The sequence below is a fragment of the Mitsuaria sp. MSU3D genome (assembly GCF_056867975.1).
The window spans coordinates 787,367-802,370 of the sequence record NZ_CP200314.1 but is presented as its reverse complement, the minus strand read 5'-3'; the positions used below and the strand labels follow the sequence as shown (position 1 = coordinate 802,370).

General features: G+C 69.2%; 11 protein-coding genes. 5 read left to right on the top strand and 6 right to left on the bottom strand.

The features are described 5' to 3' along the window. Window positions 1–39: 39 nt before the first annotated feature. Window positions 40–1,551, top strand: coding sequence for an ATP-binding protein (locus AC1VNM_RS03590; protein ID WP_483105877.1), 1,512 nt, complete (start codon window positions 40–42; stop codon window positions 1,549–1,551). A 99-nt stretch (window positions 1,552–1,650) separates the two neighbouring features. Here the strand turns inward: AC1VNM_RS03590 and AC1VNM_RS03585 are convergent, their stop codons facing one another. Both AC1VNM_RS03585 and AC1VNM_RS03580 read right to left on the bottom strand, forming a co-directional pair. After that, a complete protein-coding gene (locus tag AC1VNM_RS03585) occupies window positions 1,651–2,970 on the bottom strand; it encodes a sugar MFS transporter (RefSeq protein ID WP_483105876.1) in 1,320 nt (439 codons plus the stop codon). A 15-nt stretch (window positions 2,971–2,985) separates the two neighbouring features. Then, a complete protein-coding gene (locus AC1VNM_RS03580; RefSeq protein ID WP_483105875.1) occupies window positions 2,986–5,634 on the bottom strand; it encodes a TonB-dependent receptor in 2,649 nt (882 codons plus the stop codon). A gap of 534 nt (window positions 5,635–6,168) precedes the next feature. Between AC1VNM_RS03580 and AC1VNM_RS03575 the strand changes: the two genes are divergently transcribed. The 4 genes from AC1VNM_RS03575 (at window position 6,169) to AC1VNM_RS03560 (ending at window position 10,425) form a co-directional block, all read left to right on the top strand. Further along, the gene (locus tag AC1VNM_RS03575) at window positions 6,169–6,906 is read left to right on the top strand and encodes an endonuclease/exonuclease/phosphatase family protein (RefSeq protein WP_377155750.1); all 738 of its coding nucleotides are present in this window, start codon (window positions 6,169–6,171) and stop codon (window positions 6,904–6,906) included. Next, window positions 6,903–8,267 carry a cardiolipin synthase ClsB gene (gene clsB / locus AC1VNM_RS03570; protein ID WP_483105874.1) on the top strand — a complete coding sequence of 455 codons (1,365 nt, stop codon included), beginning with the start codon at window positions 6,903–6,905 and terminating at the stop codon, window positions 8,265–8,267. Before AC1VNM_RS03575 ends, clsB begins: the two co-directional genes overlap by 4 nt. Continuing rightward, window positions 8,264–9,214 (top strand): lysylphosphatidylglycerol synthase domain-containing protein, encoded by a 951-nt coding sequence (locus AC1VNM_RS03565; protein ID WP_483105873.1) that lies wholly within the window; start codon window positions 8,264–8,266, stop codon window positions 9,212–9,214. Before clsB ends, AC1VNM_RS03565 begins: the two co-directional genes overlap by 4 nt. 98 nt (window positions 9,215–9,312) lie before the next feature. After that, on the top strand, window positions 9,313–10,425 hold the full coding sequence (locus AC1VNM_RS03560) for an alpha/beta hydrolase (RefSeq protein WP_483105872.1): 1,113 nt from the start codon (window positions 9,313–9,315) through the stop codon (window positions 10,423–10,425). Window positions 10,426–10,456: 31 nt separating this feature from the next. Here AC1VNM_RS03560 and AC1VNM_RS03555 read toward each other — a convergent pair whose 3' ends face one another. The 4 genes from AC1VNM_RS03555 to ssuD form a co-directional block, all read right to left on the bottom strand. Next, entirely contained in the window at window positions 10,457–11,779 is a 1,323-nt protein-coding gene (locus tag AC1VNM_RS03555; protein ID WP_377155756.1) for an MgtC/SapB family protein, read from the bottom strand. A gap of 234 nt (window positions 11,780–12,013) precedes the next feature. Next, window positions 12,014–12,922, bottom strand: a complete 909-nt coding sequence (locus AC1VNM_RS03550) for an ATP-binding cassette domain-containing protein (RefSeq protein ID WP_483109234.1) — start codon at window positions 12,920–12,922, stop codon at window positions 12,014–12,016. A 20-nt stretch (window positions 12,923–12,942) separates the two neighbouring features. Next, entirely contained in the window at window positions 12,943–13,779 is an 837-nt protein-coding gene (gene ssuC / locus AC1VNM_RS03545) for an aliphatic sulfonate ABC transporter permease SsuC (RefSeq protein WP_483105871.1), read from the bottom strand. Between the two features lies 1 nt (window position 13,780). Beyond that, window positions 13,781–14,962 (bottom strand): FMNH2-dependent alkanesulfonate monooxygenase, encoded by a 1,182-nt coding sequence (gene ssuD / locus AC1VNM_RS03540; protein WP_483105870.1) that lies wholly within the window; start codon window positions 14,960–14,962, stop codon window positions 13,781–13,783. Window positions 14,963–15,004: the final 42 nt, after the last annotated feature.

Below are 15,004 nucleotides of genomic sequence, written 5' to 3'. Positions count from 1 at the left end.
GCCCCGGTCCGCACCGACAGCACCGACAGGGGCACGTCGATGACCGACGCGGCCGTCGACTTCGACGGCCCGCCGGCCCCCGCGCGACGCTGGTGGCAGCGCACCCGCAGCTTCCTGTTCGACAGCCTGCAGGGCCGTTTCGTGCTGGCCATGCTGGGCGGCCTGGCCCTGGTGCAACTCACGGTCAACCTCGTCTGGTACAGCCAGATCGAGCAGCGCGTGCGGCGCCAGACCGAGCTGGCCGCCCATCACGTGACCAGCGGCGCCATGGGGGCCGTGCGGGCCCTGCGCGAACTGCCCGCCGCCTACCGGCCGCTGCTCATCGAGCAACTGCGCACCATGGGCGGCACACGCTTCCAGGTCTTCTTCAACAACGCCGCGGTGACGGTGACGCCGCTGCCCGGCCAGCCCATGGTGCGCATGCTGGAACAGCAGGTCACCCAGGAGCTGACCGCCCAGCTCCCCAAGGGCACACCGGTCCGCGTCGTGCTGGCCTCGCCCATCGGCCTGGCGGTGGCCCCCAGCGGCGCGCTGCTCAGCGATCTGCCGGAGAGCTGGGTCGAGCCGTCGCTGATCGCCGCCGAGCGGCCCGCGCCCTTCCTCGTCATCCAGGCCGAGACCGAACCCGGCGTGTGGCTCTACCTCAGCAGCACGCTGCCCGACCCCTATTTCCTGGAACAGCTGGAGTTCTTCACCTGGCACCGCCTGACCCCGCAACTGCTCGCACTGGGTCTGGCAGTGCTGCTCACGCTGATCGCCGTGCGCGCGATCACGCGGCCGCTGGCGGGTCTGAGCCAGGCGGCCGCACGCGTGGGCCGGCGCGTGGCCCCCAAGCCGCTGCGCGTCAGCGGCACGCAGGAGGTGCGCCAGGCCATCGAGGCCTTCAACGACATGCAGGAGCGCATCCGCCGCTATATCGGCGACCGCGAGCGCCTGTTCGCGTCCATCTCGCATGACCTGCGCACGCCGATCACGCGCCTGAGGCTGCGCAGCGAACTGCTGGACGACACCGCCGTGCAGGACGAGTTCCATGAGGACCTCGACGAGCTGGACATGATGGTGAAGACCGCCCTGCAGATCGTGAAGGACACCGACATCCACGAGAACCGCGCACCGCTGCGCATCGACCTGGTGCTGCAGAAGATGGTGCGGGATGCGCGCATGGGCGGGCACAGGATCGAGTTGCAGAACGAGCCGCTGACCGTGTTCGGCAAGCCGCTGGCACTCAAGCGCGCCATCGGCAATCTGCTGGACAACGCGATGTTCTACGGCGATGCCGGGCAGGCGGTGGAAGTGAGCGTCGGCAGCGACAAGGACGGCCTCGTGCTCATCACGGTGCGCGATCACGGGCCCGGCGTGCCGGACGGCGCGCTCGCTCTCCTGGGCCAGCCCTACACGCGGCTGGAGCACGGCGCCGGCCTGCGCAAGGAAGGCCTGGGCCTGGGCCTGTCCATCGTGCGCGAGATCGTGGCCGACCACGGCGGCACGGTGCGCTTCCGCAATCATCCGTCGGGCGGATTTGAAGTCCGTGTCGCCCTCCCTGCGGGCTGAGCCGTCACTACCGCCCTTCATCGCCCTACTGCCACCGCCGCTGGCCCTCACCCCTGCCCTCTCCCGCAAGCGGGAGAGGGAGCAAGACGGACACCGCCTTCACCAACGCCGGAGGCGGCTGCCGAACAGGGCGTAGAACAGGATGAGTCCGTACCAGGGCAGCATGACCCAGTAGCCGAGCTGCGGGCTGGTCACATCGGCCAGATGGCCGTAGAGCATGGGGATCAGCGCACCGCCGGCGATGCCCATGATGAGCAGGGCCGAACCGGCGGCCGTGTACTTGCCCAGGCCCTCCAGCGCCAGCGGCCAGATGGACGGCCACACCAGGGCGTTGGACAGGCCCAGCAGCGCCAGGAAGAACACGGTGTCGGGCACGGGCGGCACCCCCGCCCAGCCCAGGAGCGCCTGCGAGACGCTGGAGGCCGTCGGCGACGACAGGGCGACGCCGAGCACGAACGCGATCCCGCTCGCCCCCGACAGGATGAGGGCGGTGCGTTGCGACATCCAGCGCGGGATCAGCGCGACGCCCAGCAGATAGCCCAGCACCATGAAGCCCATGGTGTAGGACGTCAGCACCCCGTAGTGCGCAACGCCGAGTTCACGGCCATAGAGCCCGATGGTGTCGCCGGCGATCACCTCCACGCCGACATAGCCGAACAGCGCGATGGCACCGAGCACGACCTGCGGATGCTGGAAGACGCCCCAGCGCTTCACCGCGTCCGACGGTGCATCGGCCGCTTCCAGATCGGGCTCCCGCAGCGACGAGAAATGGATCAGGGCCATGAAGACCAGCAGACCCGCGGCCATCACCGTGTAAGGCAGGACCAGGCGCTGCGACAGCTCGTTGCGCAGCGCCTCCCGGCCCACGGCATCCAGGGCCGCGAGGGCCGGCTCGGAGAAGCGCTCCATGCCCGACAGGATCAGCGCCGAGAACACCAGCGGCACGACGATGCCGGCGCCCTTGTTGAACAGGCCCATGATCGAGATGCGCATGGCCGCGCTCTCGCGCGCGCCGATGCAGACGATGTAGGGGTTGATGGCCGTCTGCATCAGCGTCATGCCGCTGGCCAGCGTGAACAGCGCGGCGAGGAAGATCGCGTACTGGCCCGAGCGCGCGGCCGGGATGAAGGCCAGCGCGCCGATGGCCATCACGCCCAGGGCGGCCGTCATGCCCTTCTTGTAGCCGATGCGAGCCAGGACGGCCGCCGACGGCAGCGCCATCACCGTGTAGGCGATGTAGAAGGCAAAGGCCACCCACAAGGCCTGGAAGTTGTTCAGCTCGCAGACGATCTTCAGGAAAGGGATCAGCGAGCCGTTCAGCCAGGTGACGAAGCCGAGGATGAAGAACATCAGCCCGATGAAGAGCATGGGCAGCAGCACGCCCTGTGCTGCCGCAGGGGTCAGGGTCTTGGTATGCATGGAGGTGGTCGACCCTTAGAACTTGGCCCGGACGCCGACGCTGTAGCGCGCGCCGTTCTCGTACATGCCGACGGGGATGCCGTCCACGGTATTGGACTTGATGACCTCGTTGTTGAGGTTCACCGCGCTGGCATAGAGCGCGATGTTGCGTGTCACGTCCCAGCTGGCCGACGCGTCCCACTGGCCGTAGGCGCTGTTGACGACCTGGCCGCCCATCTCCACGTTGCCGTAGCTCTTGGAGCGGTAGTTGTAGGAGACGCGCAGCGTGATGGGTCCCCGCTCGTAATAGCCGCTGAAGTTGAACTGGTCGCGTGAGTTGCCCAGCACCTTCAGGCGCGGCTGGCCCGCCACGGCGCCGGCCTTGGCGTCGGTGAAGGTGTAGTTGACGACGGTGCCGAAGCCGGTGTTGCCGAAGGGCTGCTGCCACTGCAGCTCGAAGCCCTTGATGTCGGCGCCGTTGTCGGCGTTGTAGGGGCGCTCCACCGTCAGCGTCTCGCCGCCCACCTGCTCGGACTTGGACGCCTTGTAGGTGAAGGTGTCGAGCTTCTTGATGAAGAAGGTGCCCGAGACCAGCGCGGCATCGGCGTAGTACCACTCGGCACCGATCTCGGCCTGGTTGGCGTGCACGGGCTTGAGCAGCGGGTTGCCGGCATAGCCCTTGGAGAGCACGGTGCCGTCGCGGCGCAGGCCGGGGCTGAGCAGGTCGAAGGTCTGGCGCGCCATGGCGCGCGAGACCGCGCCGCGCAGGATGACCTCCTTGCTGAGGTCGTAGACGACGTTCAGGCTGGGCAATGCGTCGGTGTAGTTGTGATCGACGCTGGTGGGCGAGAAGCCGCCGCTGGCGTTGCCCAGATAGCCGTCCGAGGTCTGCTGCGTGCGCACGACGCGCAGGCCGAAGTCGCCGCGGAATCTGGCCACCGAGAAGTCGGCCTTGGCATACACGGCGCTGATGCGCTCGTGGATCTTGTAGTTCTCGTTGAGCACCTCCTTGTAGGTCATCGCCTGGTCGAACATCGGGATGCCCTTGCTGGCGACGAGACCGTCGTCATACCAGGCGTACTGCCGCAGCGCGTCCGGCGTGCCCGCGGCCTGGCTCAGCAGCGGCGAGGGGCCGGTGGACAGGTCGGCCAGCGAGAACGACTGCCAGCCGTTCGAGCCCGGCCCGGCCGTGCCCTGGATGCGGGTGTTCCTGAGCGTGTTGTCGCGCAGCTTGACGCCCACCTTGACCGCCTTGATGACGCTGCCGTCGATGTCGACCGTCACGTCGCCCTGGGCGTACTTCTCCCGGGCGTCCATGCGCCGGATGCGATCGTCGCCGGACTTGAGCGTCAGCGCTGTCGGATCCAGCGGGTTGATGTCGAGGTACTTCACGCCGTAGTGATCGGGCCCCAGCGAGATCGTCGTGCGCGTGTCGCCTTCCATCCAGAAATGGCGGTCGTGCTTGCTGCCGCCCGAGCTGCTCGTGGTGCCGGCCTGGCCGTGCACTTGCCAGTTGCCGCCCTGGTAGGTGCCGTCCAGGTCCGCCACGCGCGACTTGATGTAGCTCTCGCGATAGATGGGCTCGAAGGACACGCCGGTCTTGGGCCCGAACGTGCCGCCGACCAGCGCCTTGCTGCCGTCGGCCACGGTGATGAACTTCGGGTCGACGGCGCTGATGACGCCGCCCACCGCCAGGCCGCCGGCCTGCCAGAGGTAGTTCTGGTTGTTGTTGTTCATCTTCATGTCCGAATCCATCAGGTTCAGCACGAGATCGGTGGCCCGGTTGGGCTGGAACTGCAGCGCGAGGTTGGTCGTCGTGCGCTCGCGCTCCTGGCGGAAGATGGCCGAGCCGCCGCCCCAGGACGCATAGGCATTGGTGACGACGCCGTTCTGATCCCTCACGTCGTACTTGCCGTCGGAGAACTGCTCCAGGCCGTCGCGGCGCATGTGGCGCTTCTGGCTGCTGATGGCGAGCAGCACGCCGAAGGTCTTGTCGTCGTTCTTCCAGTTCAACAGGCCCGACAGCTGCGGATCGGTCTTGCCGGGCAGCTTGCTGTACATGGCCTCGGCGGAGACCTGCACCGTCAACGGGTCCTTGAAGGCCAGCGGCCTGCGCGTCTTGACGATGACGAGTCCGCCGATGGAGCCCTCATCCAGGTCGGCCGACGGACTCTTGTAGACATCCAGGCTGCCGACGATCTCGGAGGGCAGCACGTCGTAGTTGAAGCTGCGGGTCTGCGGCTCGTTCAGCCACCACTCGGACGACGCCACGGCCTGGCCGTTGAGCTGCGTCATGTTGAGGTTCTTGTCCGTGCCGCGCACGAAGATGGACTTGCCCTCGCCCCAGATGCGGTCCACCGAGATGCCGGGCACGCGCTGCAGCGAGTCGGCCACGTTCTTGTCGGGGAACTTCCCCACGTCCTCGGCGCTGATGCTGTCGACGATGTTCTGCGCCTCGCGCTTCTCGGCCAGGTTCTTCTTCAGCGTCGCCCGCACGCCGCGGACCTCGACGGTGTCGAGCTGCTGGTTCGCCTCCTGCGCATGGGCGGCACCAAACGCCGCGGCGCCGAGCGCGAGGCCGATGAGCCGGGGCAGGAGAAGCGGCTTGAAGACCGGCTTGAGGGCCGGCTTGAGGACCGGCTTCGGGAGGGGCTTGGGAAGGGTCTTGAAGGGGGGCTTGGCCACGTAGGTGCTCCTGGGCAACGAGTGCCCGCAATCTAGTGGCGATGCCGCCGCCCGGAGCGCGGCGTTGCGCTTTGATGGACTTCATTGCGCCGACGTTACGTTGGCGCAAGACAGGGTCAGGTCGCGCCCCCCGCCGGTGCGCGACCTTGGCGATTCATTTCCCACTGACGTACGCGTATGGCACGCCACACGCTGTCGAGCGCGTTCGGCGCACGCCTGGAAAGATTGCGCAACCCGGGCTCGGAATCCCCCGAACGGGCGGTGGGTCACCGCCGTCCGCGATTGCGGCGGCGGCGCCGACAGGTCTAGTATTGATCGCTCCCACCCGGCATGCCGAGCCTCGCGCCCGGAGCGCCGGGAGCCCGCCGCGACGCGGCACCGCCACCAGGAGCACCCCATGCTTGAACTGATCGGCGCGATCCTCGTGGGCGCGTTCGCCCTCACCTTCGGGGTCCTGTGCATCGGCCCCATGATGCTCAAGCCCGACGACCTCTGAGGCGATGACGGGCACAGGGCTTGCCGCTAGGGCAAGCCATGAAATTCACCGTCCTCACCGTCAATCTCCACAAGGGTTTCGGCTTCTTCAACCGCCGCTTCATCCTGCACGAGCTGCGGGAGGCGGTGCGAGCCGTCTCCGCCGATGTCGTCTTCCTGCAGGAAGTGCTGGGCGAGCATGAACTGCATGCGGCCCGGATCGCCGACTGGCCGCGGGGCCCCCACTACGAGTTCCTCGCGGACAGCCTGTGGACCGACTTCGCGTACGGCCGCAATGCGGTCTATCCGCAGGGTCACCACGGCAACGCGCTGCTGTCCAAGTTCGCGATCACGCGACACACCAACCACGACGTGTCCATCGAAGGTCCCGAGCGCCGCGGCCTCCTGCACAGCGTCCTGAAACTCTCCGACGGCCGCGAGCTGCACGCGATCTGCGTGCACCTGGGCTTGCGCGAGTCGCACCGCCAGCGCCAGGTCGAGCGCCTGTGCCATCTGATCGACAGCCTGCCCCCGGGCGACCCGGTGGTCGTCGCTGGCGACTTCAACGACTGGCGCCAGCGGGCGCACAAGATGCTGAGCCGCTGCGCCGGTCTCGCGGAGGTCTTCGTGAAGTCGTACGGCTCCGCGGCGCGGACCTTCCCGTCGCGCTTCCCGCTGCTGGCGCTGGACCGCATCTACGTGCGCGGCGCGTCGGTGCAGCATCCGATCGTGCTGCCGCGCCGGCCGTGGTCGCACCTGTCCGACCACGCGCCGCTGGCCGCGGAGATCCGGCTGTGAAACGCCCCGACTGGAGCGCAGGCAACGACCTCGAGCTGCTCGAGAACGGCGAGGAGTTCTTCCCCGCCGTCTTCGCCGCGATCGAGGGCGCGAAGCACGAGGTCCTCATCGAGACCTTCATCCTCTTCGAGGACAAGGTCGGCCTGGCCTTGCGCGAGGTCCTGATCGCGGCCGCGAAACGCGGCGTGCGCGTGGACATGACGGTGGACGGCTTCGGGTCGCCGGAGCTGTCGATGAACTTCGTGAGCGGACTCACCGACGCGGGCGTGCGGCTGCACGTCTTCGACCCGCCGCCCAAGCTGTCGCGGCGGCTGAAGCCGTTCCGCAGGCTGCATCGCAAGATCGTCGTCGTCGACGGCGAGACGGGCTTCATCGGCGGCATCAACTACTCGGCGGATCACCTGATCGATTTCGGCCCCGAGGCCAAGCAGGACTACGCCGTGCGCGTGCGCGGGCCGGTGGTCGCGCAGCTGCGGCGCGTGACGGGGGAGATCCTCGCCACCGCGACGCCGCAGACGCCGTCCGCCGGGTCGGCGGGACAGCGTCGCTGGTGGCCGAGCCGCGCGAAGGAACCGCGCAGCAGCACCCCCTCGACGGGTCGCGCGGACGCATCGACGGCCGGCCAGGCCAAGGCGGTCGTCGTCACGCGCGACAACCACCGCCACCGCGACGACATCGAGCGCATGTACCGCCTCGCGCTGCACGCGTCGCAGCGCGAGGTGATCATCGCCAACGCCTACTTCTTCCCGGGCTTCCTGCTGCTGCGGAGCATGCAGCGCGCCGCGCGCCGCGGCGTGGACGTCCACCTGATCCTGCAGGGCCAGCCCGACATCGCATGGGCGCGCTGGGCGGCGCAGCTCGTGTACGACCAGCTGATGCGGGCCGGCGTCCACATCCATGAATACTGCGAACGACCGATGCACGGCAAGGTCGCGCTGGTCGACGACCACTGGGCGACGGTGGGTTCGAGCAACCTCGATCCGCTGAGCCTGTCGCTGAACCTCGAAGCCAACCTGATCGTCGAGGACCGCGACTTCAACCGCGCCCTGCGCGACAAGCTCCTGCCGCTGATGAAGAACCAGTGCAAGCTGCTGAAGCTCGAGCACACCAATGCGCATCGCTGGTGGTGGCGCCTCGGCATGGGCACGCTGGTCTTCCACGTGCTGCGGCATTTCCCGCGCTGGCTGGCGCGGCTGCCGCGGCAGACGCAGCCGGTGATGCCGGCGGCGGAAACGCCGGTGGTGGTGAGCGCCTCGCAGACACCGGCTGCTGAAGCCTGGTCATGGCAAGACGGGACCGGCGAGCAGCGCGGGCAGGACGCTCACGGCGTGAAATGCATGAGCAAGGAGACGGCCGAGTGAGTGCCACGCCGACGCCGGACGCCGCGGGGCAACGCCCGGCGCGCTGGCGTTGGGGCCGATGGCTGAGCGGCGTGTTCGCGGTCGCCGTGGTGGCCCTGCTCGCCTGGGCGGCGCGGCAGGTCGACTGGAACGAGGTCGGCGACGCGCTGCGGCAACTGCCCCTGGGCGTGCTGATCGCCGGCGCGGCGCTGTGCGCGCTCAGCCACCTGATCTACAGCGGCTACGACCTGATCGGCAAACGCTGGGCGCATCACGCGGTGCCGACGCGGCGGGTGATGCTGATCACCTTCATCAGCTACGCGTTCAACCTCAACCTCGGCTCGCTGGTCGGCGGCGTCGCGATGCGATTGCGGCTGTACGCGCGCGAGGGGCTGAGGCACCCGGTGCCGGCGAAGATCCTCGCGCTGAGCATGGCCTCGAACTGGCTCGGCTACGGCTTGCTCGCGGGCGGGCTGTTCCTCTTCGGCTGGCTCGCGCCGCCGCCGGAGTGGCGGATCAGCGCCGCCGCGCTGCGCGGGCTGGGTGCGCTGATGTGGGTGATCGTCGCTGCCTATCTGGCGCTGTGCGCGTTCTCCAGACGCCGCGAGTTCCGGCTGCGCGGCCACGACTTCTTCGTCCCGAGCCTGCGCATCGCGCTGATGCAGCTGGCGATCTCGTCGGCTAACTGGCTGACGATGGGCGCGGTGCTGTGGGTGCTGCTGCAGCAAGGCGTCGACTACGGCCACACCCTGTCCGTGCTGCTGGTGGCCGCGGTGGCCGGCGTCATCGCGCACGTGCCGGCAGGCCTGGGCGTGCTCGAAGCCGTCTTCGTCGCCTTCCTGGGCCCGACGCTCGGCCACGGCCAGGTCCTCGCCGCGCTGATCGCGTACCGGGCGCTCTACTACCTCGCGCCGCTGTCGATCGCGGCCATCGCCTACTTTGTGCTGGAGGCGAAGGCGAGGACGTAGGAGGCTCAAGCGCTCCTCCGAACCCAGGCACCCGCCTTGCTGAGCCCTCCGCGAGCATCCGCATCGGATGCGCCGCACCGCTCTACAAGGACGTCGCCATGCTCCGCCTTCACTTCCAGGTCGCCGCGCTCAGCGCGCTGCTGTTCACCCTGCCCTTCGTGCATGCCGCCGACGAGGCCGGCAAGGGCACGGGCAACGAGCAACCCGGCAAGCTCAAGACCGCCATCGCGAAGACCATGGGCAGGATCCGGCTGGATGGCGACATGCTCGCCGTGCTGAAGGCGCATGAAGGCCTGCGGCCCAAGGCGATCGAAAAGATCGACGTGCCCGCCGCCCGCGCGAATCCCACCCTCGCCGACGCCGTCAACGCGCTGCTGCGCCAGAACGGCCGCAGCACCGATCCCGCGCAGCTCGTGCCCGGCGTGACCAGCATCGACGGCACGGTGCAGGGCGGCGCGGGCATGATCCCGGCGCGCTTCTACACGCCCGCCGGGCCGGGCCCTTTCCCCGTCGTCGTCTACTTCCACGGCGGCGGCTGGGTCATCGCCGACAAGCAGGTCTACGACGCCAGCGCGCGCGGCATCGCCAGGCAGGCGCAGGCGGTCGTGGTCTCCGTCGACTACCGGCAGGCGCCGGAGAACAAGTTCCCGGGCGCCTGGGACGATGCGCTGGCCGCCTACCAGTGGACGCTGGCGAATGCCGCGAAGTTCAAGGGCGACATCAGCCGCGTCGCGCTGGCCGGCGAAAGCGCCGGCGGCAACCTCGCGCTGGCCACCGCCATCGCGGCGCGCGACGCGGGCCTGCAGAAGCCGGCGCACGTGCTGGCCATCTATCCGGTCACGCAGACCAGCCTCAACACCGAGTCCTACCTGGAGAACGCCGCCGCCCAGCCGCTCAACCGCGCGATGGTCGAGTGGTTCATCGACAAGCTGCTCGACAACAAGGAACAGTTGAAGGACTGGCGCCTGAACCTCGTCGACGCGAAGCTGACCGGCCTGCCGTCGGTGACGCTGATCAGCGCCCGCGTGGATCCGCTGCGCTCGGACAGCGCCAAGATGGAAGACGCGCTGAAGAAGGCCGACGTGCTCGTCGAGCGCCGCGACTACGAGGGCGTCACCCACGAGTTCTTCGGCACCGCCGCCGTCGTCGAGAAGGCCCGCAACGCGCAGGCCTTCGCGGGCGAGCGGCTGCACAAGGCGTTCGGGAACTGAGGGCGGTCCCCGCTGATGCCCAAACGAAGGATCAGCCGCCGTTGGGCAGCAGACTGGTGATCAACGGCGCGACCAGTTCACGCAAGAGCACGCCGAGTCCGCCGGCCACCGCGATGGCGACCATGGCCAGCGCCAGGCGGGCGATGAGCCGCCGGTGGCCCGTCTTCAGGATGAAGGACAGGCTGAAGGCCAGGCTGGTCATCGAGGCCAGCACCGCGCCGTTGGCCGCGACGTCGAAACCGATCGCGCCCTGCGCCGCCATGCTCGCGGCGGCCGCCACCGCGCTCGCGCTGGAGAGCAGCCCGCCGATCACCGTGACCAGGTAGAAGCCGCCTTCGCCGAACTCGCGCTGCATCAACCGGCCCACGACATGCAGCGCCAGGAACAGCACGCCATAGCGCAAGGCCACGGGCAGCGAGAACGGCAGCTCCAGCTTGATGTCGGTGACGTCCTCGACGGCGGCGCCGTTGCGTCGCGCGATCAGGCTCAGCACCACGAAGCCCGCCGCGGACAGCACCATGAAGCCGAAGGCCGCCGCGGCGTTCACGAAGGCCAGCGGTGTGAGGATCAGCAGCAGCACCGCGTTGCGCATCACCATCGCGGCGACGGCCACCAGCACCGCGCGATACGCGCCTTCGGCGAAGCGGCCGGAGGTCTCGCGCACGCGCGTCGCCATCTCCACCACCGTGAAGTTGCTGTTGACCAGGCCGCCGAAGAACGCGGACAGCTCCGCGCCCTTGGAGCCGTAGAGCTTCCACAGGATGTAGTTCACGAAGCCGATGCTGGCGATCAGGATCACGGTCACCCAGGCGGCGCGCGGCTCGATCAGGTGCCAGGGTCCGATCGGCCCGGCGGGCAGCGCGGGGTAGATGACGATCGCCAGGATCGCGAGCAGCAGCGCGGAGCGCACCTCGCCCTCGGTCAGGCCCATCGACAAGCCGGAGAGCCGTTCCTTCCACGCGAGCAGCGCGGTCGTGCTGACCATCACCGCCGCGGGGGTCACGGTGTGCCCCAGGCCGCAGAGGATGCCCGCCATGCAGGTCACCAGCATCGCCGCGGAGGTCGTCAGTTCCGGCCCATGGCCGCCGCGCATCGTGTGGACGTTGAGCGGCACCGCCAGGCCCGCCGCGAGCAGCAGGCTCAGCAGCGCGTAGTGCTCGCCGAGCGAGCCGCCGAGCGCGCCCAGCAGCGCAATGAAGCCGAAGGTCCGCAGGCCGGCTTCCTTGCCGCGCCGCTCTCGTTCCAGCCCGAGCAGCAGGCCCAGGGAGAGGGCCAGCGCCAGGCGGATCAGGATCTCGAGATAAGGCCACTCGGCATTGGGGAGTGGCGTCGACGTCGGAAGCACTGGAGTCATCTGCCCCAGGTTATCGCAACCCTTCGCACCGCGAAAGCCGCCGCCCCGATCGACCGCCTCTCTGTTCGGCCGCCGCCCTGATTTGGGTGCGCGGCTAGGCGCGAACCGGAGCCATAGCAGCGCTATGGCGAGGATTCGCAACGACGCAGCGCGCCCAAATCAGGGCGGCGCGAGGCCGTCGGTGTGGTGGAAGGCCCCCCGGCCCTTCAACTACCGACGGCCCGCGCTGCACGCCTACACCGCCCAGCGCAACATCGGCGCGGCGACGGAAAGTGGAGCCGGCTGGTGAGCGACGTCGGGCTCGCGACCGGGCGTGCTCAGCACGCGGTCGAGCAGCCGCTGCTCCAGCGAGGCGAAGGCCGCGTCGCGTCGACGCGGACGCGGCAGATCGATGCGCAGGTCCAGCGCGAGCCGGCCGTCCTCGATCAGCAGCACGCGGTCCGCCAGCGCGACCGCCTCGGCCACGTCGTGCGTCACCAGCAATGCCGTGAAGCGATGGCGCGTCCACAGCGTCTCGATGAGGCGCTGCATGTCGATGCGGGTCAGCGCGTCCAGCGCGCCGAGCGGCTCGTCGAGCAGCAGCAGCTTGGGCGCATGGACCAGCGCGCGCGCCAGTGCGACGCGCTGCCGCTGACCGCCGGACAGGCGCGCGGGCCACTCGCCGGCACGGTCCGCGAGACCGACCTGCGCGAGCGCCTGTCGCGCCCGCTCACGCGCATCGGCACCCGCCAACCCCAGCGCCACGTTGTCCAGCACCCGCGCCCACGGCAACAGCCGCGCGTCCTGGAACATGAAGCGTGTGTCCTCACGCTCGCCCGCTTCGAGCGCGCCGGCGCTCGGCGTTTCCAGCCCCGCGAGCAGGCGCAGCAGCGTGCTCTTGCCGCAGCCGCTGCGGCCGATGATGGCGACGAACTCGCCGGGGGCGATGTCCAGGTCGATGCCATGCAAGACCTGGCGCTCGCCGAAGGCCTTGCCCAGGTTGCCCAGCGTCACGGCCTGCCCGTTGGCAGGGAGCTTCGCGACGGCCTCGCGTCGCACCGGCGCCGCGTGCTGTGACGCCGCATGCTGCGATGCCGCGGGGGGCAGCGCCGCGGGCTGCGAGTCCTGCCATTCGGTCAGGACGTCGATCTCGGTCACGCTCATCATGTCTCACCCATCCTGTTTCAGCCTCGGGCCTGATAGCCCGGATGCCAGCGCAGCCACGCGCGTTCCAGCGCCTGCGCCGCGACGTCGGCCAGCTTGCCCAGCAGCGCGTAGATCAGGATGCCGACCAGCACCACGTCCGTCTGCAGGAATTCGCGCGCGTTCATCGTCATGTAGCCGATGCCGCTCTGCGCCGAGATGGTCTCGGCCACGATCAGCAGCACCCACATCAGGCCGAGCGAGAAGCGCAGCCCCACCAGGATAGACGCGATCGCGCCGGGCAGGATCACCTGCCGGTACAGCGACCAGCCGCTCAGTCCGTACGAGCGCGCCATCTCGATCAGGTCGCGGTCCACGCCGCGGATGCCGTGGAAGGTGTTCAGGTAGACCGGGAAGAACACGCCCAGCGCGACCAGGAACAGCTTGGCCGTCTCGTCGATCCCGAACCACAGGATCACCAGCGGGATCAGCGCCAGCGGCGGGATGTTGCGCAGCATCTGCAGCGTCGTGTCCAGCGCCGTCTCCGCCCAGCGCTGCGATCCGGTCAGCAGGCCCAGCAGCAGCCCGAGTCCGCCACCGATCGTGAAGCCGATGAAGGCGCGCCCGGTGCTGACGGCCAGGTGCCGCCACAGCTCGCCCGAGAGCGCCAGCTCCCAAGCGGCCTTGGCCACCGAGGACGGCGCCGGCAGCACCCGCGTCGACAGCCAGCCCGCCTGCGCGCTCAGCTGCCACAGCGCCAGCACCGTCAGCGGCACGATCCAGGGCACGAGGCCCTTGAAGGCGACGATGCCGCGGCCCGGTGTCGCCTGGGAACTGGCGTGGGCCTGGGCCTGGGCCTTGATAGCGACGGTGCTCATCTCAGCTCGCCGCGGCCAGCTTGGCCGGACCGGGCACGAAGTTGTTGGCGACGATCTCGCCGAAAGGGCCGGTCAGTTTCGGTGCGCTGAGCTTCTCACGCACGTCCAGCGGCAGCAGCGGGAAGACCAGCTCGGCGAAGCGGTAGGCCTCTTCCAGATGCGGATAACCGCTGAGCACGAAGTACTCGAGACCCAGCGCCGCGTACTCCTGGATGCGATCGGCCACCTGCTGCGGATTGCCGACCAGCGCCGTGCCCGCGCCCCCACGCACCAGGCCCACGCCAGCCCACAGATTGGGCGAGATCTCCAGCCCGGCGCGGATGTCGTTCTTGTCGAAGCGACCGCCGTGCAGTTCCGCCATGCGACGCTGGCCGACCGAGTCCATCGATGCGAACTTGGCTTGCGCTGCAGCGATGACGTCCTCGTCCAGATGCTTGACCAGATCGCCGGCGGCGGCCCAGGCCTCTTCCTCGGTCTCGCGCACGATGACGTGCAGGCGGATGCCGTACTCGAGCTTGCGGCCCTTGGCTTCGGCAGCCGCGCGCACCTCGTTGATCTTCTCGGCGACGGCCTTCGGCGGCTCGCCCCAGGTCAGGTAGGTGTCGACCTGGTCGGCCGCGAGGTCGATCGCCGGTCCCGACGATCCACCGAAGAACACCGGCGGATAGGGCTTGTTGATCGGCGGGTACAGCAGCTTGCCGCCCTTGACGCGCAGCTGCTCGCCGTCGAAGTCGATGGCCTCGCCCTCGTGGCTGGCGCGCAGCACGTCGCGCCAGACGGTCAGGAATTCGGTCGAGAGCGCGTAGCGCTCCTCGTGCGGCAGGAACAGGCCGTCGCCCGCGAGTTCATCGGGATCTCCGCCGGTGACCAGGTTGACCAGCAGCCGGCCGCCGGACAGGCGGTCGAGCGTGGCCGCCATGCGCGCCGACTGCACCGGCTGCACCAGCCCCGGCCGCAGCGCGACCAGGAACTTCAGCCGCCGCGTCGCCTCGATGAGACTGGCCGCGACGATCCAGCTGTCTTCGCAGCTGCGGCCGGTGGGCAGCAGCACGCCCTCGTAGCCGAGGCTGTCGGCGGCGATGGCGATCTGGCGGTAGTAGTCGAAGTCCGCGACGCGCGCGCCCTTGGAGGTGCCGAGGTAGCGTGAATCGCCGTGGGTGGGAATGAACCAGAGGATCTTCATGGGGGGAAGCTCGTGTGAGGAACCGACGTCGCGGCGGTGGGC